21 protein-coding genes are annotated in these 21,552 nt (G+C 61.6%); 8 read left to right on the top strand and 13 right to left on the bottom strand.

The window, feature by feature from the left end; translation table 11 throughout:
* Positions 1 to 40 precede the first annotated feature (40 nt).
* The 5 genes from argC (at position 41) to argH (ending at position 5,674) form a co-directional block, all read left to right on the top strand.
* Positions 41 to 1,048, top strand: a complete 1,008-nt coding sequence (gene argC / locus I6L36_RS09695; protein ID WP_042864921.1) for an N-acetyl-gamma-glutamyl-phosphate reductase — start codon at positions 41 to 43, stop codon at positions 1,046 to 1,048.
* 23 nt (positions 1,049 to 1,071) lie between these two features.
* Positions 1,072 to 1,851: an acetylglutamate kinase gene (gene argB / locus I6L36_RS09690; protein WP_010675689.1), complete on the top strand. Its 780-nt coding sequence runs from the start codon at positions 1,072 to 1,074 to the stop codon at positions 1,849 to 1,851.
* Between the two features lie 25 nt (positions 1,852 to 1,876).
* On the top strand, positions 1,877 to 2,794 hold the full coding sequence (locus I6L36_RS09685) for an ornithine carbamoyltransferase (RefSeq protein ID WP_010675688.1): 918 nt from the start codon (positions 1,877 to 1,879) through the stop codon (positions 2,792 to 2,794).
* A 56-nt stretch (positions 2,795 to 2,850) separates the two neighbouring features.
* The gene (locus tag I6L36_RS09680; protein ID WP_010675687.1) at positions 2,851 to 4,086 is read left to right on the top strand and encodes an argininosuccinate synthase; all 1,236 of its coding nucleotides are present in this window, start codon (positions 2,851 to 2,853) and stop codon (positions 4,084 to 4,086) included.
* A 202-nt stretch (positions 4,087 to 4,288) separates the two neighbouring features.
* A complete protein-coding gene (argH, locus tag I6L36_RS09675; RefSeq protein ID WP_216987115.1) occupies positions 4,289 to 5,674 on the top strand; it encodes an argininosuccinate lyase in 1,386 nt (461 codons plus the stop codon).
* A gap of 113 nt (positions 5,675 to 5,787) precedes the next feature.
* Here the strand turns inward: argH and I6L36_RS09670 are convergent, their stop codons facing one another.
* The 3 genes from I6L36_RS09670 to I6L36_RS09660 form a co-directional block, all read right to left on the bottom strand.
* A complete protein-coding gene (locus I6L36_RS09670) occupies positions 5,788 to 6,510 on the bottom strand; it encodes a hypothetical protein (RefSeq protein ID WP_216987114.1) in 723 nt (240 codons plus the stop codon).
* A 16-nt stretch (positions 6,511 to 6,526) separates the two neighbouring features.
* Positions 6,527 to 6,958, bottom strand: a complete 432-nt coding sequence (locus I6L36_RS09665) for a hypothetical protein (RefSeq protein ID WP_216987113.1) — start codon at positions 6,956 to 6,958, stop codon at positions 6,527 to 6,529.
* Positions 6,959 to 7,203: 245 nt separating this feature from the next.
* Positions 7,204 to 7,908, bottom strand: a complete 705-nt coding sequence (locus I6L36_RS09660; protein WP_216987112.1) for a tetratricopeptide repeat protein — start codon at positions 7,906 to 7,908, stop codon at positions 7,204 to 7,206.
* A 542-nt stretch (positions 7,909 to 8,450) separates the two neighbouring features.
* Here I6L36_RS09660 and I6L36_RS09655 point away from each other — a divergent pair.
* The gene (locus I6L36_RS09655; protein WP_052815511.1) at positions 8,451 to 9,086 is read left to right on the top strand and encodes an FMN-binding negative transcriptional regulator; all 636 of its coding nucleotides are present in this window, start codon (positions 8,451 to 8,453) and stop codon (positions 9,084 to 9,086) included.
* Positions 9,087 to 9,159: 73 nt separating this feature from the next.
* On the opposite strand, the gene I6L36_RS09650 is transcribed toward I6L36_RS09655, so the two are convergent.
* The 10 genes from I6L36_RS09650 to I6L36_RS09605 form a co-directional block, all read right to left on the bottom strand.
* The gene (locus I6L36_RS09650) at positions 9,160 to 9,621 is read right to left on the bottom strand and encodes a hypothetical protein (protein ID WP_216987111.1); all 462 of its coding nucleotides are present in this window, start codon (positions 9,619 to 9,621) and stop codon (positions 9,160 to 9,162) included.
* Positions 9,622 to 9,757: 136 nt separating this feature from the next.
* Positions 9,758 to 9,970: a hypothetical protein gene (locus tag I6L36_RS09645; protein ID WP_043154852.1), complete on the bottom strand. Its 213-nt coding sequence runs from the start codon at positions 9,968 to 9,970 to the stop codon at positions 9,758 to 9,760.
* A 94-nt stretch (positions 9,971 to 10,064) separates the two neighbouring features.
* The gene (locus tag I6L36_RS09640; RefSeq protein ID WP_216987110.1) at positions 10,065 to 10,403 is read right to left on the bottom strand and encodes a DUF1294 domain-containing protein; all 339 of its coding nucleotides are present in this window, start codon (positions 10,401 to 10,403) and stop codon (positions 10,065 to 10,067) included.
* A complete protein-coding gene (locus tag I6L36_RS09635; RefSeq protein WP_201933108.1) occupies positions 10,400 to 10,990 on the bottom strand; it encodes a sugar O-acetyltransferase in 591 nt (196 codons plus the stop codon). The genes I6L36_RS09640 and I6L36_RS09635 overlap by 4 nt, the downstream gene beginning before the upstream one ends.
* A 134-nt stretch (positions 10,991 to 11,124) precedes the next feature.
* Entirely contained in the window at positions 11,125 to 12,378 is a 1,254-nt protein-coding gene (locus I6L36_RS09630) for an MgtC/SapB family protein (protein WP_128313080.1), read from the bottom strand.
* A 220-nt stretch (positions 12,379 to 12,598) separates the two neighbouring features.
* Entirely contained in the window at positions 12,599 to 13,435 is an 837-nt protein-coding gene (locus I6L36_RS09625) for a transporter substrate-binding domain-containing protein (RefSeq protein WP_039040560.1), read from the bottom strand.
* Positions 13,432 to 14,193 (bottom strand): amino acid ABC transporter ATP-binding protein, encoded by a 762-nt coding sequence (locus I6L36_RS09620; protein ID WP_109112179.1) that lies wholly within the window; start codon positions 14,191 to 14,193, stop codon positions 13,432 to 13,434. The genes I6L36_RS09625 and I6L36_RS09620 overlap by 4 nt, the downstream gene beginning before the upstream one ends.
* On the bottom strand, positions 14,190 to 14,852 hold the full coding sequence (locus I6L36_RS09615) for an amino acid ABC transporter permease (RefSeq protein ID WP_109112180.1): 663 nt from the start codon (positions 14,850 to 14,852) through the stop codon (positions 14,190 to 14,192). Before I6L36_RS09615 ends, I6L36_RS09620 begins: the two co-directional genes overlap by 4 nt.
* 74 nt (positions 14,853 to 14,926) lie before the next feature.
* Positions 14,927 to 15,592 (bottom strand): amino acid ABC transporter permease, encoded by a 666-nt coding sequence (locus tag I6L36_RS09610; RefSeq protein ID WP_109112181.1) that lies wholly within the window; start codon positions 15,590 to 15,592, stop codon positions 14,927 to 14,929.
* Positions 15,589 to 16,800 carry a threonine synthase gene (locus tag I6L36_RS09605; protein WP_216987109.1) on the bottom strand — a complete coding sequence of 404 codons (1,212 nt, stop codon included), beginning with the start codon at positions 16,798 to 16,800 and terminating at the stop codon, positions 15,589 to 15,591. The genes I6L36_RS09610 and I6L36_RS09605 overlap by 4 nt, the downstream gene beginning before the upstream one ends.
* 215 nt (positions 16,801 to 17,015) lie before the next feature.
* On the opposite strand from I6L36_RS09605, the gene I6L36_RS09600 reads away from it, so the two are divergent.
* Positions 17,016 to 19,163 (top strand): prolyl oligopeptidase family protein, encoded by a 2,148-nt coding sequence (locus tag I6L36_RS09600; RefSeq protein ID WP_109113206.1) that lies wholly within the window; start codon positions 17,016 to 17,018, stop codon positions 19,161 to 19,163.
* A 189-nt stretch (positions 19,164 to 19,352) separates the two neighbouring features.
* Complete coding sequence (locus tag I6L36_RS09595) at positions 19,353 to 21,509, top strand: AsmA family protein (protein WP_216987108.1); 2,157 nt, start codon at positions 19,353 to 19,355, stop codon at positions 21,507 to 21,509.
* The last annotated feature ends 43 nt before the right edge of the window (positions 21,510 to 21,552 follow it).

Raw genomic sequence — 21,552 nt, 5'->3', positions numbered from 1 at the left:
CATGCTGTGAATTTCGAACCCAGACTTGGAATACTCAAACATGCTTAAGACCGTTATCGTCGGTGCCAGTGGCTACGCGGGGGCCGAACTGGCCGCTCTGGTCCAGAACCATCCACAACTCGAGCTGTTCGGCCTCTATGTTTCCGCCGGCAGCCAGGACGCCCACAAGCGCTTCTCTTCCCTGCATCCCCAATGGGTGGGCAAGCTGGATCAGCCGCTGCTGCCCCTGGACGAAGACGGCATGACCCGGATCCTGACCCAGGCCGATCTGGTGGTGCTGGCCACTGCTCACGAGGTGAGTGCGGAACTCGCGCCCAAGTTCCTGGCCAAGGGGTTGCCGGTGTTCGATCTCTCCGGTGCCTTCCGGGTCAACGATCAGCAGTTCTACTCCTCCTTCTACGGCTTCACTCACGAGAATGAGCAGTGGCTGGAGCAGGCCGCCTACGGTCTGGCCGAGTGGAATGCCGATGCCGTCAAGGCCGCCCAGCTGATTGCCGTGCCGGGATGCTACCCGACCGCCTCCCTGTGCGCCCTCAAGCCGCTGCAACAGGCCGGGCTGATTGCTCAGGGATGGCAGCCCATCATCAATGCGGTTTCCGGCGTCTCCGGGGCCGGTCGCAAGGCCGCCATCAACACCAGTTTCTGCGAAGTGAGCCTCAATCCCTACGGCACCTTCAATCACAGGCACCAGCCGGAGATCAGCCACCACCTTGGCAAGGAAGTGCTGTTCCAGCCCCACCTCGGCAACTATGTGCGGGGCATCCTGGCCACCATCTATGTGCAACTGGCGGAAGGGGTGACGCACACCCAGGTGGATCAGGCCTACCTCAAGGCCTACGAAGGCAAGCCGCTGGTACGCCTCACCGGCCAGATGCCCTCCATCCGCGGCGTGGCGAGCACGCCCTACTGCGACATCGCCTGGCAGCAGCAGGGCAACATGCTGGTGGTGGTTTCTGCCATCGACAACCTGCTCAAGGGGGCCGCCTCGCAAGCCATGCAGTGCATAAATATCAAGTTTGGTTTTGAACCGGCCACCGGCCTGATTTAACGCTTTAAGAAAGGATCGAGAAGATGGACAAGCAGACGCTGGTAATCAAGTTGGGTGGTGCCCTGATCGAGAACGACGAGGCCCTGACCGCCCTGTTCGCCACCCTGAAGACCTTCCTGGATGATCAGCACCGTCCTCTGGTGCTGGTGCACGGTGGTGGCTGCCTGGTGGACGACCTGCTCAAGGGGCTGGGCATGACCTCCACCAAGAAGAACGGCCTGCGGGTGACCCCGTTCGAGCAGATCCCCGTGATTGCCGGTGCCCTGGCCGGGACCGCCAACAAGATGATGATGGCCAAGGCCATCTCCACCGGCATTCCTGCTGTGGGTCTGTGCCTCGCCGACGGCGGTCTGTGCCAGGTGACCCAGCTCGATCCGGATCTCGGTGCGGTCGGTGACTGCAAACCGGGCAACCCGGCGCTGGTGGCCGGCATCCTGGGACAGGGCTTCCTGCCGGTGGTGAGCTCCATCGGCATCACCGCCGACGGACAGATGATGAACGTCAATGCGGATCAGGCGGCCACCGCCATCGCCGAAGCGCTGGGCGCCGATCTGGTAATGCTGTCGGATGTGAGCGGCATTCTGGATGGCAAGGGCAAGCTGGTGCCGCAACTGGACAAGCAGAGCGCGCTGGACCTGATGGAGAAGGGAGTTATCACGGACGGCATGGCCGTCAAGGTGAAAGCCGCCCTGCACGCCGCAGAGACCCTGGGCAAGCCGGTCTGTGTCGCCAGCTGGCGCTACCCGGATCAGCTGCTCAAGCTGCTGGCTGGCGGCGCTGTTGGCACCCAGGTCACCCTCTGATCTCCACCGGGAAAAGGACAATCCGATGCAACATCTTCTGAAAGACAGTGATTTAAGCAAGGCCCAGATCGAGGCGCTGCTGGCGCTTGGCAAGGCGGTCAAGGCCGATCCGAAGAAATACAGCCAGGCCCTGGCGGGCAAGAGCGTGGTCACCCTGTTCGAGAAGCCCTCCCTGCGCACCCGGGTCACCTTCGACATCGGCATCGCCAAACTGGGTGGTCACAGCGTCTATCTGGATCAGCAGAACGGGGCGCTCGGCAAGCGGGAGTCGGTGAAGGATTTCGCCAGCAACCTGTCCCGCTGGTGTGACGCCATCGTCGCCCGGGTGTTCGATCACCAGACTCTGGTCGAGCTGGCCGAGTTCGGCTCGGTGCCTGTGGTCAACAGCCTGTGCAACCTCTACCACCCCTGCCAGGGGCTGGCGGATTTCATGACCATCAGCGAGCACTACAGCGATCTGTCCAAGGTGAAGCTGGCCTATCTCGGCGATGGCAACAACGTGAGCCACTCCCTGCTGCTGCTGGGGGCGACCCTCGGCACCGACGTGACCCTGGTCTGCCCTAAAGGTCATGGCCCGGATACCCAGATCTTCCTGCAGGCCCAGGCGCTGGCAGCTCAATCTGGCGCGACCATACATATCAGCGATGATGTCGCGGATATCGAAGGCTTTGACGTGGTTTATACCGATACCTGGGTTTCCATGGGTGACAACACACCAATGGAGCAGGTAAAAGATATCTTCATGCCTTATCAGATCAACCAGGCCCTGCTCGATCGGACCGGCATCCAGCACGTGCTGCACTGCCAGCCGGCCCACCGGGAGCTGGAGATCACCTCGGAGGTCATGGACGGCCCAGCCTCCCTCATCATGGATGAGGCAGAAAACCGGATGCATATCCAGAACGCCGTGCTGCTGACCCTGTTCGGACAGGGCCAGAAGTAATCCGGCAACCGACCCGGAATCACCCCTTTTTATCGAATCATCACGGAGAGAAGTAAATGAGCGGAATCAACAAGATCGTACTGGCTTACTCGGGCGGACTGGATACCTCGGCCATCATTCCCTGGCTGAAGGAGCACTATGACGCTGAAATCATCGCCTTCGTTGCCGACGTGGGCCAGGAGCGTGACGATCTGGAAGGGATCGAGCAGAAGGCCATCGCCTCCGGCGCGGTCAAGTGCATCGTCAAGGATCTGCGGGAAGAGTTCGTCAAAGAGTATGTCTACCCGACCCTGAAGACCGGTGCAGTCTATGAAGGTACCTACCTGCTGGGCACCTCCATGGCCCGTCCGGTGATCGCCAAGGCGATGGTCGAGGCTGCCCTGGCGGAAGGGGCTGATGCCATCTCCCACGGTTGCACCGGCAAGGGCAACGACCAGGTGCGGTTCGAAGGGGCGGTAGCTGCCCTGGCTCCCCAACTGAAAGTGATTGCCCCGTGGCGGTTGTGGGACATGCGTTCCCGGGAAGATCTGCTGGCCTATCTGGAAGCCCGCAACATCCCCTGCAAGGCGACCCTGAAGAAGATCTACAGCCGCGACGCCAACGCCTGGCACATCTCCACCGAGGGTGGCGAGCTGGAGAGCACCTGGAACGAGCCGTCCGAAGCCGTCTGGCAGTGGACCGTCTCTGCAGAGGATGCCCCGAACGAGCCGGAATACGTCAAGCTGACCGTGGCCAAGGGCGAAGTGGTCGCCGTTGACGACCAGCCGCTCAGCCCGCACCAGATCCTGACCACCCTGAACGAGCGTGCCGGCAAGCACGGTGTGGGCCGGATCGACATCACCGAGAACCGGATGGTGGGCATGAAGTCCCGTGGCTGCTACGAGACCCCGGGTGGTACCGTAATGGTTGCCGCACTGCGCGCCGTGGAAGAGCTGGTACTGGACAGACCGACCCGCGCCTGGCGGGAAAAGCTGGGTGCCGAGTTCTCCCACCTGGTGTATGACGGTCGCTGGTTCACCCCGCTGTGCAAGGCCATTGTCGCCTCCGCCAACGCCATCGCCGAGGAGCTCGACGGTGAAGTGGTGCTGAAGATGTACAAGGGTCAGGTCACCGCGGTGCAGAAGAAGTCGCCGAACAGCCTCTACTCCGAAGACTTCGCCACCTTCGGTGCCGACGAAGTGTACGACCAGAGCCATGCCGAAGGCTTCATCCGTCTCTACACCCTGGCGAGCCGGATCCGCGCCATGAAAGAGCAGCATCAAGCCATCGGTGGCGACCATACCCACGGCTAAGCAAGCGCTATCACCCGTTGATACGAGGGGGCATGGCCCCCTCTTTTACAGGCAGAGAGGCCCTTTGCCATCCTCATCGGGTGTGACAAGAGCGGCTGCGCCCTGGCCGCTTCTGTGAGATAACAGGCTCGCAGAAAAACAGGGCAAGATTTCAAGTTCGACGGCGCAAGGCGCCGCCGACAACGCATTCAAGGAGAGCAGTATGGCACTTTGGGGTGGACGCTTCAGTCAGGGAGCCGATAGCCGGTTCAAGCAGTTCAACGATTCGCTGCGGTTCGATTACCGTCTGGCGGAGCAGGATATTCAAGGCTCCATGGCCTGGGCCAAAGCGCTGGTCAAGGTGGGGGTGTTGACCGAGGGTGAGCAGGCTCAGTTGCAGCAGGCGATGGAGGTACTGCTCGCCTCCGTGCAGCAGGATCCCCAGCAGATCCTCAGCTCGGACGCCGAAGACATCCACTCCTGGGTCGAGAGCCAGCTCATCGACGCCGTCGGCGCCCTTGGCAAGAAGCTGCACACCGGTCGCTCGCGCAACGATCAGGTCGCCACCGACCTGAAACTCTGGTGCAAGGCACAGGGTGAACTGCTGCTCGCCTCCATTACCGCCCTGCAACAGGGGTTGGTGGCCTCCGCCCGTGCCAACCAGGCCGCGGTGCTGCCCGGTTACACCCACCTGCAGCGGGCCCAGCCGGTCACTTACGCCCACTGGGCCCTGGCCTATGTGGAGATGCTGGAGCGGGACCATTCCCGTCTGCAGGATGCCCTCAAGCGCCTCGACACCAGCCCGCTCGGCTGCGGCGCCCTGGCGGGCACCGCCTATGCCATCGACCGCGAAGCCCTGGCGCTCGACATGGGCTTTGCCGGCGCTACCCGCAACAGCCTGGATTCGGTGTCCGATCGGGATCACGTGGTGGAGCTGATGCACGTGGCGTCCCTCTCCATGACCCACCTGTCGCGCTTTGCCGAAGACCTTATCTTCTACAACACCGGCGAGGCGGGCTTTGTCGAGCTGTCTGACGCCGTCACCTCCGGCTCGTCCCTGATGCCCCAGAAGAAGAACCCGGACGCGCTGGAGCTCATTCGTGGCAAGACCGGCCGGGTGGTCGGCGCCCAGATGGGCATGCTGATGAGCCTCAAGGCGTTGCCGCTGGCCTACAACAAGGACATGCAGGAAGACAAAGAGGGGCTGTTCGACGCCCTCGACACCTGGCACGACTGCCTCGACATGGCGGCGCTGGTGCTGATCGATCTGAAGGTCAATGGCGAGCGGACCAAGGCGGCGGCCCAGGGCGGTTACGCCAATGCCACCGAGCTGGCGGATTATCTGGTGGCCAAGGGCATTCCGTTCCGCGAGGCGCACCATATCGTCGGCGAGACCGTGGTCTATGCGATCCAGGTGAAAAAGCCCCTGGAGGAGCTCTCCCTCCCCGAGTTCCAGCGCTTCAGCCCCGTGGTAGGGGAGGATGTCTACCCGAACCTGGAGCTGGAGGCGACCCTGGCCAAGCGGGTCGCCAAGGGGGGCGTCGCTCGCGAGCAGATCGAAGGCGTACTGGTCGCCGCCGAAACCTGGCTGGCCAAGCGGGCGGGTTAATCGCTGGTTGGGTATCTGTGTATAAAAAATGGCAACCAATGGTTGCCATTTTTAATGGTGCTAGTGTTATTAGTAGCGAGCTTGAATATATATTTAACATTCGTCATAATATTTTAGCGAAAAAACTCCATTGTTGCATCCTGAGGGTTTCGAGCCCCTTGAGCCCTTACCCAAATTCTAATACTGTCTTTCAATGGAATAACATAGTTAAAGTTATCGTCAAAACCTAACATGGCAGAATGATCAAATATGCCGAGTGCTTCGGAGAATGCACTTAAAATCCCTGCTTTAGAATTTAATTGCTGAGGGTTTCGTATGTATATTTCAGAGAACACTTTTACAATTGATGTTTCAATCATCGCAGAGAAAAACCAAGAGACGGGAACTTTGTAGCTAAAGACCCAGTTTGGACCATAATTTTCATTTATAGCTGCTCGCTCGCCAATGTTATAAGACCATCCCATTGACTCTTCAAGAGTGTTGCTTTTTGCTGCCCAGCAAGAGCTAATTATCAACCCCTTAATGTTTTTCCCATTTGTTTTTATTGTTTCACTTACTTTTTTTAGAGAGGCTTTTGCTATTCTATTACCGTCGCCATGTGCTCCCAAATACATTATCTGTCTATTTTCACTAGTGTTTACTAAATGCTGAACAGCATACTCAAGAGACTTTGCATCATAGAATGAACAGTCATAAATATTTAGTTTTCCTTCATTTAGTCTTCCATTAACAATACTTTTTACACCATGAAAATATGATGTGCAGCTTGCTTGAGAATGATTTTCTTTTGGGGAAAACCATGGTGCTTCAGCGATAAGAAGAGCAATGTTATTCATTTTTTATCCATTTTTATCAGCTGTTAATCATTGACCACTCTATTTCGTCTTCCTGTTGCCATGCTTCATTGTTCTGAATATGTATTCTTGGCTCCCACCCCTCTCGTAAACTGGGTTGCACAAAATCAGACAAGCGAACGCTGGTCCCAAATTCTTCAGTGAGATAATCCAGTAATGCCTCAAGATATGAATCAGGAAGACCAAACTGCGCGATAAAAACAGAGTATCCCGGATGGCCAAATGAGATACTAAAGGTGTCAAATTTCCATATGGTAGCAGGACCAGTAACACGATGTTGCTTTATCCATTTTGCAGTGAATGACTGAACAAGTTGATTCCACCCCCCATTGGCATACAGTCCTGTAATCCTGTCGAGATCGATCTCAATAGCAGGAGTGAGCGTCCCTCGTTTAATGATGACTGTCGGATTACTGATTACTTTAGTCATAAATAGTCCTCTTTCTGGGGGGGGGATTTATAATCTTAAGCCGCATCAATGCATATCTTGGCTACTTGTGTTTTATTTTTAGTGTAAAAGCGTGATTTCCTCCACAAAAATAAATTTATACTCGGAAGTGCTTTTGACAAAGGCAGCTGAGTGAGCGTATTGAGAGTAATCGCTGTACTCTTTTGCTATTGGCCGCTAAATTTTTGGATATCGCTTATTGTTCTGATTGTTAACGAGCCTATATATTAAAGCTGCTGCCATGTCGGGCTACTGTCATGAGTTGAAGCTTGATGATACCAAAAATCAGCCTTAGAAGAGCTTTGTGAAACACCAAGACCAAGGGCGTAGTGAATAGCAAGTCGATATTGTGCAGATCGGTGCCCTTGTTTGGCTGCTTTACTAAACCAAGTTGCTGGCTGTAAGAGAGTGCTCTGACTGTATATAAAACAAGATGCTTGAATCCCCAGCCAAAATTGAACGTCGGGATCATCCAGGTCATCCAACTCGTAATATGAAATCATACTATCTAGATCGAATCCTGGAGGGGGAATGTCCTTCTCGGTTATTTTCCATAATTGCAATAATGCTTCCCTTACTCCTTGTGCTGCAGCCTTGCTCAGCCAGTAATATGCCAGCTCGTCGTCCTGAGGTACACCACTGCCAGAGAGGTAAAGTTTACCTAAGGATAATTGTGCTTCGCCATACCCTTGCATGGCGGATTTTTTGTACCAAGTTGCGGCCTTGGCCGTGTTTTGTGTGACACCTAGGCCAGATAAATATAGCAATCCTAATTCGTATTGAGCGCCGAGATGCCCTGCGGCGGCGGCTCTATGGTAGTGATGATATGCCAGACGATAGCTTTGTTCTATACCTTGGCCAGATGCGCATTTTTGACCCAGGAAATAGTGCGCATGTGATAGTTTTTTGGCTGTTTTATCTGCAATAAACATAGCAAGCTCCTATATCTGGACGACTTGACTGGATAGTGGGGTCCTTAGGGAAGGTGCGAATAAGTCATATGGCACGAGAGCATTTACTGGTAACCCATTGATATTAAATGACTAAAATTTTCATTTTTTGTTCGTGGGATACTTGTTCGCACTTTCCTTAGCCTGACCAAGGGCGGGACCGAGAGAATATAGGTATAAAAGAATGGAAGAGAGCATGAAATTGCCTGTTCTCAATAAGCAAAGGATATCAAATGGAAACCTATCAACCTAGTCCGATTTTCGTCAACGATGAAGTCATTCTAACGTGTTGATTAATATGATTTTATGTTCTTAACTGTTAGGGTTTGCGTCATCCGCGAGCAGATCGAAGCTACCCTTGTCGCCGCCGAACAGTGGTTGGTCAAGCGCGACTGATCATCAAACAGGATGATACCAAGAGGGATAAGTCCCTATTTTTTTATGTCTTTGCCATCGCCTGCGGATCCCGATTGCGCAAGAATGGGCTTCTGCATGGAAGCCAATGCCTCGCTCAAGGAGCCCTTATGTACCTGCCACCCCATTTCGCCGTTACCGACCCCGAGGCGCTGCACCAGCTGATGCAGGCGCACCCTCTGGGGGCCCTGATCACCTGTGGTGAAGGGGGGCTGGATGCCAACCATCTGCCGTTCGAGTTCGATGGGGAGCAGGGGGCCCACGGTGTGCTGCGGGCCCATGTGGCCCGCAACAACCCGCTCTGGCAGGAGGTGAAAGACGGCGATGAAGTGCTGGTGATCTTCCGCGCCGCCGAGGGTTATATCTCCCCCAGCTGGTATCCGGGCAAGCAGGTGCATCACCAGCAGGTGCCCACCTGGAACTATGCCGTGGTGCACGCCCATGGCCGTATCCGGGTGAGGGACGATGCCCGCTTCGTGCGTCGCTTGCTCGCGACCCTGACCCGTACCCACGAGGCGGGAGAGTCCATTCCCTGGAAGATGGCGGATGCACCGAGAGACTATCTCGAGACCATGGTGCAGGCTGTGGTGGGCATAGAGATCGAGGTTGAGCGGCTGGTCGGCAAGTTCAAGCTGGGTCAGAACAAGGAGACAGCGGATCGCCTGGGTGCGGCCAATACCTTGCAGGATCGCGGGCAGAGCACGCTGGCAGAGGCGATGCTGAGTCCACCTTCCTCACTACCCTAGCGTGGCATCATGGGATCCGGCCCGACAAAAACGGCAACCTCCAGGTTGCCGTTTTTCATGGTTCCACTCCCGTTCACGCGCTGGCATTGAGCAGTTTGCCGACACCTTCCCCCTTGCCATTGGGCAGGGTTTGCTTGAAGGCGTAGAGCAGCTGATCGAGGTTGAGGTCGCTGTTGCCAAGGGAGCCTTTGAGGGTGTCGAGCTCGCTCTGCAGCGCGTCGAGGCGGGTGCTCTGGGTGCCGTCTGCCAACTGGATGCGGGCGGCATCGATGGCCTGGGGCAGCGACTGGCCCGAGGATTCCTGGCCCAGGGTCTGCATCAGCGCCCCCATGAAGTGGTTGATGGCAGGGCGGTTCTGCTCGCTGTCAGCCTCCTGGATGCCAAGGCGCTGGAACAGGCTCTGCACCGTGGGGGCAAGGTGCTCTTCCTGCACGGTAGGCTCGGTCTGGGCGGGCGGCGTGCCGTCGCCCAGCAGCTTGCTGCCGAGCTTGATGGCAAGGGAGGCGAGGGGAAGCAGGGTGCCGATGGCGATCATTCAGCCGAAAAATGGCAGGGGATTGATCCTGCTGTAAATTTCGTTTTGCTAGGCAGAGGGCGAGCGGGTGCGAACGGGGGCGGCGGCAAACCCTTGCAGCCCGGGGGCTGGTTGGTTTGCCACCCGGCTTGCCGGATCAGAGATCCTTGAACGGGCGGCGTTTCTCCTCCTCGATGACGATGGCCTCCAGATTGGCGATGCGCTCCTGCAACTCCTTGATGATCATGTCCTGCTTGCCAAGACGGTCGGTAATGCGGGCATCCCCCATCTGGTAGCGGGCGCGCTTGGTGAGATAGCTGAACGACACGCTGATAAAGACGATCAGAACGATACCTGTCCACATGGTCATGAATGACTCCTTTCAAGATTTGAACGAGAGGATCTGTCTCCCGCGCTGTCGTTGTCTCATACCCGACCTTGGGCGGCAATGCCCGCCTGGTTGTTCAGAGCGGCCAGATCGGCCAGCCGAGCCAGATCCCGAGCAGCAGCAACTGCCCCCAGACGATGGCCCAGAACCGCAGGCGGTAGCTCCCCTTCTGGGTCTTGTGGCGCAGCCACTGGCGGGCGACCAGGGCGCCGGGCCAGCCGCCGCACAGCTCAAGCAGGTGCAGGCGGGCCTCGGGCACGCGCCAGCCGCCACGAATGGCCTGGCGCTTGTCCCAGGCGTAGGCAGCCAGGGCCAGCAGGCTCATCAGCAGGATCAGGGCCAGCGGCCACCAGTTGGCATCGTGCAGGCCGAGCCAGCCTGCCCAACCCAGGGGCAGCAGGGCAAGGGCCATCATGACAGCAGCGCCGGATCCCGGGTCTCGTCCGGGCTTAACGTGCGGATCACCCGGGCCGGATTGCCCACCGCCAGGGAGTCCGCCGGGATGTCCCGGGTGACCACGGCGCCAGCCCCTATGATGGAGCGCGGCCCTATGGTGACGCCGGGGCAGATGATGGCCCCGCCGCCAATCCAGCAGTCATCGCCTATCCGCACCGGCTTGTTGTAGGCGGTCCAGTTGCGTCGCTCCAGATAGTCCATGGTGTGGGTGGCGGTGTAGATCTGCACGTTGGGGGCCAGCAGCACATGGTTGCCGATGTGCACCTCGCCCACGTCGAGTATGGTGACGTTGAAGTTGAAGAAGGTCTTCTCGCCGATGTGGATGTTGCGGCCGAATTCGCAGGTGAAGGGGGTGCTGATCCAGCAGGAGTCGGGGCAGTGGGCGAAGAGGTCGCGGCAGATCTGCTGGCGCAGGACGTGATCCCCCGCCGGTGAGGCGTTGAGCCGGCTCAGCAGCGCCTGGCCGCGAATGCGGTCGTTCGCTATCTCCTCGCTCTGGCTGTCCAGGGCGCCCCCCGCCAGTACCTTGTCCCAGTCGCTTGCCATGGTCATCTCCTCCTGCTGCAAGAGGGGGCAGTATACGCGACAAGGGGAGGGGGTGTCAGAGTGCCGGGCCCGTCAGGTGATCCCCGTCATCCTGTCATCCTGTCATCCTGTCATCCTGTCATCACGCCATCACGTCACAGGACAAGGGGCAGGATGAGCAGGATGGAGACGAGGTAGGGGAGCAAGACCCGCCGCCCCAGGCTGCGTCCGCCAATCACCAGTGCCAGCACCCCTTTCACCAGGGAGTTGACCAGCCCGGCGAGCAGTATGCCCCTGGCCGCCACCTCCAGGGCCAGCTCCTTCTGGGCGAGCTGGGAGAGGGAGAGGGTGATGGCGTCCACGTCCGTGATGCCGGAGACCAGCGACAGCAGATAGACCCCGGAGTTGCCCACCTTGCTTTGCAGCAGGGTGGCCATGAAGCCGATGAGGGCGAGCAGCAGACCGAACTTGATGGCGGTGGCGAGATCCAGCGGGTTGCGGGTTTCGGGCTGTACCGGGCCGTCCGGCATCTCTTCCCGCTGGCGCCAGAACCAGAAGGCAAAGCCGTAGACGATGGCTGCCAGCAGCAGCAGGGGGACAGCCAGACGCAGCGCCAGCTCTCCGTGGATGATCAGCACCAGTGCCAGCAGCCTGAGCCACATGGTGGCCCCCGCCAGCAGGATGCCGGTGGCCAGCAGCCGCTCCAGCCCTCCCTGCTCCTTGTTGAGGCGGGCAAATTGCAGGGTGAGGGCGGTGGAGGAGGCGAGCCCCGCCAGCATGCTGGTGAGCACCAGCCCGGAGCGGGTGCCGAGCAGGCGCACCGCGAAGTGACCACAGAACGAGATGCCGGCGATCACCACCACCATGAGCCAGATCTTGAAGGGATTGAAGGCATTGAGGGGACCCATCTCGGTATCGGGGAGCACCGGTAGCAGCACCAGGGAGATGAGCAGAAAGCGCAGGGTGGCGTGAAACTCCATTTCGCTCAAGAACAGCATCCCCTGCTGGATCTTGCCCTTGAGCCCCATCAGGAGGGCCGCCAGCACGGCGCAGGCCACCGCCTCGCTCGGGCTCTGCAGCACCGACATCAGCCCCAGCAGGTAGGTTAGCACCATGGCTACCGAGCTGGTGAGGCCGAACTCCCCCTGCCAGCGCTGGGCCAGCCAGACCGAGAGGCCGCACCCCGTCACCACGGTCAGCAGACCGAGCAGGGCCAGCCAGGCGCCCAGGGTGGGCAGCAGCAGGGCGCAGACCCCGCCGAGCAGACCGATGAGGCCATAGGTGCGCATCCCGGCGATGCGCTGGTTGTCTCCGAGCTGGCGCACCTGCCAGCCCCGCTCCAGCCCGATGATGAGCCCGATGGCCAGGGACACCAGGGCGCCGTAGACGGGCTCGGCCTCTATCCACATGGGTTTCTCCTCCCGCTGCCGTTTCAGTGAGGATGGCACAGGGCATCCCGGGGCAGGGGGAGCTGGCTCACAGAGCGGGTGTCCCGCCTGCCGGGGTCTTGCAAACAAAAAAAAGGCGCCACCTGGAGGGGGCGCCTGGAAAGGTCAAACCTTGCGGTTTGCAGACCAAAGGAACCAAAGATCACACACTTCACACTCAGCACTGCTGTGGGGGCAGGGCTCAACCCTGCCACTTGCCTCCTTCCACTATCACGTCGTTGGGATCGGTATCGGCGCTCAGTTTGTCGCGCACATACTGGTCGTAGAGTTTGAGCAGGTACTTCTCTTCCCCCAGCTTGGCGAGACGGTCGTTGACCCAGTCACGCAGCTCGATATTGCCCTTCTTCACCGCCGGCGCGATGGGGTCTTCCGAGCCCAGCTTCTCGGGCAGCACCCGATAGCCCGGGTTCTCCTTGGCCCAGCTGAACAGCACCAGGTTGTCCTGGGCATAGGCATCGCCGCGGCCCTGGGCCAGGGCCTGCAGGGATTCGGTGTTCTTCTCGAACTTGAGCACCTTCCAGTCCGGGTGGTTGCGGGTCAGCCAGATGTCGGCCGTGGTGCCGGTAGTGACGATAAGCCGCTTGCCGGCCAGATCGTCGAGCTTCTTGGCGTCGCTGCCTTCCGGCACCAGCACCTGCACCGCGACCTTGAGGTTCGGGTTGGTGAAGTCCACCACCTGCCGCCGCTCCGGGGTCACCGTCATGTTGGCGAGGATGAGATCCACCTTGTCGCTCTGCAGGAAGGGGATGCGGCTGGCGGGCTCCACCGCCACGAACTCGACCTTGTTTTCGTCCCCCAGCAGATCCTTGGCGAAGCGGCGGCCGAGATCGGTGTCAAAGCCGACGTAGTTGCCCTTCTCGTCCACATAGCCAAACGGCGGCTTGTCGGTGAAGACGCCGACGATGAGCTTGTCCCGCGCCTTGATCTTGGCGAGGGAACCGTCTTCTGCCTGGGCGGCGCCGCTGGCGAGGCCCAGGCCGATGAGGGCGCTAAACAGGACCGAGGTAATTATCTTCATGCTGACTCCTTTCGTTTGCTGACAGTTGTATAAGAAAACTTGGCGAGGAACTGGCGGGCACGCTGGCTCCTGGGATTGTCGAAAAATTGATGGGGGGCGGCCTGCTCCAGGATGTGGCCGCCGTCCATGAAGACGATGCGATCCGCCACCGCCTGGGCGAACGCCAGCTCGTGGGTGACGATGAGCAGGGTCATGCCACTGCCGGCGAGATCCCGGATCACCTCCAGCACCTCCTGCACCATCTCGGGATCCAGCGCTGCGGTCACCTCGTCAAACAGCATCACCTGGGGGTTCATGCACAGGGCCCGCACGATGGCGATGCGCTGCTGCTGGCCGCCGGAGAGCTGGCGCGGATAGTCATGGCGCCGCTCCCACAGGCCGATGCGGGTCAGCAGCTGTTCCGCCTGCAGCAGGGCCTCGGCCCGTTCCCGCTTCTGCACCTGCACAGGGCCGAGCAGCACGTTCTCCAGCACCGTCAGGTTGGGGAAGAGGTGATAGCTCTGGAACACCATGCCGATGCGCTGGCGTATCCGCTGCCAGTCGGTGCTGGCATCCAGCAACTCTCCGTCGAAGCGAATGTTGCCCCCCTGAATGGGTTCGAGCCCGTTGAGAGTGCGCAGCAAGGTGCTCTTGCCGCAGCCGCTCGGCCCCAGGATGACGATCACTTCCCCTGGGTTCACCGTGAGGCTGACCCCGTCCAGTACCCGGTGTTGGCCGAATTGTTTGCTGACAGCATTGAGCTCAAGCAGAGGTGTCATACCGCATTACCCCATTGTTGCTCCAGCCGGCGCGAGGCTAGCGAGAGCGGATAGCAGACCAGAAAAAAGAACAGGAACAGCAGACCGTAGATAAGCAGCGAGCCATAGGTGCGCTCGATGATCTGCTGGCCCACCTTGATCACCTCCACCACCCCGATCAGCACCGCCAGGGAGCTGGTCTTGATGATGCGGGTGTAGATGTTGATGGTCGGCGGTGTCAGCCGTTGCAGCGCCTGGGGCAGCAGCACGTGGCGATAGAGCTGCCAGCGGGAGAGCCCTAGCGCCAGGCCAGCCTCCTGCTGGCCGCGGGCGAGGGATCCCAGGCCGCCGCGCACCACTTCGCCCACCTCACTGGCGCCCCAGAGGGCCAGCACCAGCACGGCGCACCAGAAGGCCGGGATATCCAGGCCAAAGAAGATCGGCAGCCCGAAGAAGAAGAGGTAGAGCCAGACCAGCACGGGCACCACCCGAAACAGCTCCAGATAGACCCGCAGCACTCCCCGAGTCAGCCTTCCCCCTTGCTGGGCCAGCACGCCGTAACCGACCCCGCCCAGGGTGGCGAACAGGATGGCGAGCAGGGAGATGGCGAGGGTCTGACCCGCGCCCACCGCCAGCAGCGGCAGCGCCTGCGTCAGCTGTTCAGTGACTGGACTGGCCATAGTGATCCCTCCTTTCCTCTGCATGGGTGGCGAGTGACGGCGGCAGCTGGAAAATAGGTGTCTGCATCAGTTGCTCAATGACCGAACTGACCATGTTGCAGCCTCCCTTCAACGACGCGCAGGGCAAGGGAGAGCGGCAGAAAGATCAGCACGCACATCAAGGTCAGCACCGCCAGCATCTCGTAGGTCTTGTAGTAGAGGGCGATGTAGTTCCTGGTGGTGTAGAGGAGCTCGGGCACCGCCACTGCCGAGGCCACCGTGGTCTCTTTGAGCAGAAAGATGAAGTTGGCAAACAGCGCCGGCAGGCTGGCGAGCCAGGCCTGGGGCAGCTGGACGTGGCGCAGCAGCTGCCAGCGGGAGAGGCCGATGGCCCGGCCCGCCTCCAGCTGGCTGGGGGGGATTGCCTGAATGCCTGCCCGCAGCGCCTCGGTCAGGTAACCGCCGCCGAGGAAGGTCATGGCGATCTCCGCCGTGGCAAAGCCGGAGAGCGAGATGCCGAACGCCGGCAGCCCGAAGTAGAGAAAGAACAGCTGGATCAAGAGCGGCGTGTTGCGGGCCAGCTCCACATAGGCACGGATCACCCCGTTCAGCCAGGGCTTGTGCAGGCTTTGCAGCGTCACGTTGAGCAGCGCCACGGCGAGCGAGGTGAGGATCACGATGGCGCCGAGCTGCAAGGTGACCCAGACCGATTGACCGAACGCCGGCAGGGTGGTGAGAACAAAGGACCAGTCGAAGCTCATGCCGGGATCCTCCCGTCGCGGCGCAGCCGCTGGGGCACGACAGTGATGGCGTCCGGGTACTTGATGCCGGCGCCGGTGTTGAGCACCACCACCCGCTCGCCCCCCTGGATCCAACCCGCTTCCCGCAGCTGGCGGGCGGCGGCGAAGGCGGCCGCCCCTTCCGGGCAGATGAAGCAGCCCTCCTGGGAGGCGAGTTGACGCAGCTCGCGCTGGATGGCGCCATCTTCCACCGCGACGGCGCAGCCCTCGGTGCGATAGAGGGCATCCAGCACCAGAAAATCCCCCAGCGCCTTGGGCACGTTGATGCCAAAGGCGAGGGTCTGGGAATCGGGCCAGAAGCGCGATTCGCGCTCCCCCTGCTGCCAGGCCTGGACGATGGGGGCGCAGCCGCTCGCCTGCACCGCCACCAGTCGCGGCAGCGGCCCCTTGACCCAGCCCAGCTCCTGCAACTCCCGCAGCGCCTTGTAGATGCCGATGAGACCAACCCCGCCGCCGGTGGGGTAGAGGATGACGTCCGGCAGGGTCCAGCCGAGCTGCTCGGCGATCTCCAGTCCCATGGTCTTCTTGCCCTCGATGCGATAGGGCTCCTTGAGGGTGGAGGCATCGAACAGCCCCTGCTCGGCCACCGCCTCGGCCACCTGGCGACCGGCGTCGCTGATGAGGCCGTCCACCAGATAGAGGCGGGCACCGGCCAGCGAGGTCTCCAGTCTTGTGATGGCGGGGGCCGCCTGGGGCATGACTATGGTGCTGCGCAGCCCGGCGCGGGCGCCGTAAAGCGCCCAGGCCGCCCCGGCGTTGCCGTTGGTGGGCATGGCGAAGTGGGTGACGCCGAGTTCCCGGGCGCGGGAGACGCCGACCGCGGCGCCGCGGGCCTTGAAGGAGCCGGTGGGGGTGAGGCTCTCATCCTTCATCCAGAGATCCGGAATGCCGACCTGCTTGCCGAGGCGCGGCAGCGGCAACAGCGGGGTGAAGCCTTCCCCCAGGGTGACCACCTGGGCGGGGTCGCGCACCGGCAGCAGCTCGTGGTAGCGCCACAGGCTGGCGGGGCGCCCCAGCAGCGCGGCCGGGTGCCAGGCCTGTTTCAGGGCCTCGAGGTCGTAACTGGCCAGCAAGGGGGCACCGACCGGGCTCAACTGCTGGGGCTGATCGGCATCCACTATCTCGCCGGTCTTGCTGCAACGCAGATGTGATAGGTAGCTGTACGGCATGCTTTATCCTGAATGGCTCACGTTGGCTGGTGTCTTATTCCATCCTGTGACCCAAGGGCCGGATAACAAACAAAATAAAGCGGCAAACTTAAGCGAAAAAATTCATATGGCTCCCCCGTGTCGGCGGGCCACCCTCTGCCACCGGTCGGGGGGTTGGGCCATCCGGCGCGCTTTGTTAACCTGCCCGCTCACTCAAACCGCAGGGAGCCGCCTCGATGCGAGCCATTGTCAGCCTGCTGGCCCTGTCACTGCTCTGTGCGTGCAGCGGCCAGCCAACCAGAGAGGATGCCATGTCAGGGAATACGCGCCTTCACTACCCCGTCACCCGCCAGGGTGAGCAGGTGGATCACTATTTCGGCCAGGCCGTGGCCGACCCCTATCGCTGGCTGGAGGATGATCGCAGCCCCGAGACGGAGGCCTGGGTCAAGGCCCAGAACCGGGTGACTCAGGGTTACCTGGCGCAGATCCCGTATCGCGCCGCCATCAAGGAGAAGTTGGCCGCCTCCTGGAACTACGCCAAGGAGGGGGCACCGTTTCGCGAGGGGCGCTACCACTACTTCTTCAAGAACGACGGCCTGCAGAACCAGAACGTGCTGTGGCGCCAGCAGGAGGGCAAGCCGGCCGAGGTGTTCCTCGATCCCAATACCCTCAGCCCCGACGGCACCACGGCGCTGGATCAGCTGAGCTTCTCCCGCGATGGCCGCATCCTGGCCTACTCCTTGTCGCTGGCCGGCAGCGACTGGCGCGAGATCCACCTGATGGACGTAGAGAGCAAGCAGCCGCTGGAGGCGCCACTCAAGGACGTGAAGTTCAGCGGCATCAGCTGGCTCGGCAACGAGGGCTTCTTCTACTCGAGCTACGACAAGCCCGACGGCAGCGAGCTGTCGGCCAGGACCGATCAGCACAAGGTCTATTTCCACCGGCTCGGCACGGCGCAGGAGGATGACCGGCTGGTGTTTGGCGCCATCCCGGCCCAGCACCACCGCTACGTGGGGGCGACCGTCACCGAAGATGACCGCTTCCTGCTCATCTCGGCGGCGAACTCCACCTCAGGCAACCGCCTCTATGTGAAGGATCTGAGCCAGGAGAACGCGCCGCTGCTGACGGTGCAGGGGGATCTGGAGGCGGACGTTAGCCTGGTGGACAACAAGGGCGGCACCCTTTACCTGCTGACCAACCGGGACGCCCCCAACGGCCGGCTGGTGACGGTGGATGCCGCCAATCCGGGCCCGGCCCACTGGCGGGATCTCATCCCCGAGCGTCAGCAGGTGCTGACGGTACACAGCGGCAGCGGCTATCTGTTCGCCGAGTACATGGTGGATGCCACCGCCCGGGTCGAGCAGTTCGACTACGAAGGCAAGCGAGTGCGCGAGGTGGCGCTGCCCGGCCTTGGCAGCGTCAGCGGCTTCAACGGCAAGCACGATGATCCCGCCCTCTACTTCGGCTTCGAGCACTATGCCCAGCCGCCGACCCTCTACCGATTCGAGCCCAAGAGCGGCGCCATCAGCCTCTATCGCGCCTCGGCTGCGCCGTTCAAACCGGAGGATTACGTCTCCGAGCAGCGCTTCTACCAGAGCAAGGACGGCACCCGGGTGCCGCTCATCATCAGCTACCGCAAGGGCCTCAAGCTTGATGGCAGTAATCCGACCATCCTCTACGGCTACGGCGGTTTCGACGTGAGCCTGACCCCGAGCTTCAGCGTGTCGGTAGCCAACTGGCTGGATCTGGGGGGCGTCTATGCGGTGGCCAACCTGCGCGGGGGCGGCGAGTACGGCCAGGCCTGGCACCTGGCGGGCACCCAGCAGAACAAGCAGAACGTGTTCGACGATTTCATCGCGGCGGCCGAGTACCTCAAGGCCGAGGGCTACACCCGCACCGATCGGCTGGCGATCCGCGGTGGCTCCAACGGCGGTCTGCTGGTGGGGGCGGTGATGACCCAGCGGCCGGATCTGATGCGGGTCGCCCTGCCGGCGGTGGGGGTGCTCGACATGCTGCGCTACCACACCTTCACCGCCGGGGCGGGCTGGGCCTATGACTACGGCACCAGCGCCGACAGCGAGGCGATGTTCGACTACCTGAAGGGCTACTCGCCCCTGCACAACGTCCGGCCCGGGGTCAGCTACCCCTCGACCCTGGTGACCACGGCGGATCACGACGATCGGGTGGTGCCGGCCCACTCCTTCAAGTTTGCCGCCACCCTGCAGGCCGACAATGCCGGCCCCCATCCCCAGCTCATCCGCATCGAGACCAATGCCGGGCACGGGGCGGGCACGCCGGTGGCCAAACTTATCGAGCAGAGTGCGGACATCTATGCCTTCACCCTGTACGAGATGGGCTACAGGGAGCTGCCGCGTCAGCCTTGATCCGGGCGAGACGGGCGCCAGCCATCCACTCTCATCAGGGCCCTGCGGGGCCCTTTTTATTGCCGCGTGTTTGAACGTGGGCCTGCGACCATCCCTGTCTCGCCGCTGGCCCGTTTTGGCAGACGGGCCCCATCTGTCATCCCCCCGGTGGTATAGTCAGCCACAAGATCCGCATTCAAGGAGTCCATCGTGAAGAAGATCATCTACATCCTGCTGGGGTTGGCGCTGGCGGCCGTGGTGGCCATCGCCGCCCTGGTGTCCCTCATCGATCCCAATCAGTTCAAGCCCCAGCTGGTGGAACAAGTGCGCAAGAGCACCGGCCGCGAGCTGGTGATACAAGGGGATATCGGCTGGCGTTTCTGGCCAAGCCTGGGCCTCTCCCTCGAGAAGGTGGCGCTGCGCAACCCCGCCGGCTTTGCCGAGCCCGATCTGGTGCGCTTCACGCGCGGGGAGGCCTCGGTGGGCCTGCTGCCCCTGCTCTCCCACAAGCTTGAGATAGGCAAGGTGACCCTGAGCGGCGCCCATCTGTTTATCCAGACCAGGGCTGACGGCAGCTCCAACCTGAGTGACCTGCTCAAGGCCTCCGCCGAGCCTAAGGGGGAAGCGACCTCCGAGCCTGCCGCAACGACGCCCCCGCCCGCCAATGACAAGCAGCCCTGGCAGATCAGCCTGCAAGGAGTGGAGCTGCAACAGGCCAGCGCCCTGGTGCAGGACGATCGCAACGGCACAGTCTCTCGTCTCGAACAGCTGGACCTGAACCTGGGCCAGCTGGCGGTCGATCAATGGGTACCGGTGACTCTGGCCGCCAAGGGGGCCCAGGGTGAGCTGGCGTTTGATCTCAAGGGGTCGGCCCAGCTCAAGCTGGCGTCCGATGCCAGCCGCAGCGAGCTGAAAGACGTCGCACTGGCGGGGAGCCTGAGCGAACCGACCCAGCGGCTCGATGCCTTCACCCTCAAGGCCGATCGGCTGGCATTGGGGGAGTGGAGCAGTCTGAGCCTTAGCCTCAGCGGGGCACAGGGGGCGGCGGACAAGCCGACCCTGGCCGGTACGCTGGAGGGGACCCTCAAGGCGCGCCTCGATGAAAACCGGCAACTGCTGGAGATATCGGATGCCGTGCTGGCCGCCAAGCTGAGCGGCGACGCCCTGCCGCGCCCGCAGATGCAGGTGAAGCTGGCGGGCTTTGCCCGCGCCGAGCTGGGCAAACAGGCTGTCACCCTCAGCAACCTGGTGATGGGGGTGGATGACGCCCTGCTGAGCGGCAGCGGCGCCGTTCGTCTGGGGGCCGTACCCAAAGTGGACTTTGACCTCAAGGGGGACAAGCTCGACCTGGACAGTTGGCTGGGTCAGCCAGCCAGGACGGCGTCCGCTGCGGCCACCTCGGGAGCGGCTGCACCGGCCGGAGCAAAGGAGCAGGCTGCGGCGCCCGCCAACAGGGCGCTCTCCACGGTAGAGCCTGATCTGACCGCCCTCAAGGCGGTGGACCTGTCTGGCCGCCTGCAACTGGGCAGCCTGCGCCTCAAGGGGTTGGATCTGAGCGCCGTCGATCTGCAACTGGCCTTGGCCGGTGGTCAGCTCACCCTCAAGCAGTTCAGTGCCGGGGTGGCCGGTGGCAAGGTGACGGCGAGCGGTCTGCTCGATGCCCGTCAGCAACCCGCCCGCTATCAGGCGCACAAGCGGGTGCAGGGAGTCGATGTGCGGCCCCTGCTGCAGACCCTGGCCCAGACCGACCTGCTGGAAGGCAAGGGGGATCTGGAGGTCGAGGCGCAGGGCTCAGGCCTCTCCGAGCAGGCGCTGCGCAGCCGGATGCAGGGCCAGGTGAACCTCAAGTTGAGCGACGGTGCCCTGCACGGCATCAACCTGGCGGAGATGATCCGCGAGGCGCGGGCCACCCTGACCGGCAAGGGGGCGGATCAGGTGAAGGAGGTGCGCAAGACCGACTTCAGCGCCCTCACCGCCAGCTTCCAGATTGCCAACGGGATTGCCAGGAGCGATGACATCCAGCTCTTTGCCCCCGCCCTGCGAGTGAAGGGGCAGGGCCAGACCGCCCTGGTGCCGGAGACCCTCGACTTCCTGTTCCTCACCTCCGTGGTGGAGAGCAGCAAGGGGCAGGGGGGCAAGACGGTGGATGAGCTCAAGGACATCACCATACCGGTGCGCATCGGCGGCCACTGGCAGGCGCCGAGCTACAAGCTCGACGTGAAGGCACTGCTCAGCAACAACAAGGTGCTGGAGGAGAAGGCCCGCAAGGAGGCCGAGCGCGGTCTCAAGAAGCTGCTGGGTGACAAGGCCGACAACGAAGGGGTGAAGGGGGTGGCGGACCAGCTGCTCAAGGGCCTGTTCAAATAGCCAGCCTCCCGTTGTTGTCATCAAGAGCCCGCCCCGTGCGGGC

Origin of the sequence: Aeromonas sp. FDAARGOS 1406, assembly GCF_019048565.1 — a bacterium.
Lineage (GTDB): Bacteria > Pseudomonadota > Gammaproteobacteria > Enterobacterales > Aeromonadaceae > Aeromonas > Aeromonas caviae.
The sequence above is the reverse complement of the archived record's forward strand: the minus strand, read 5'-3'. Positions and strand labels throughout refer to the sequence as shown.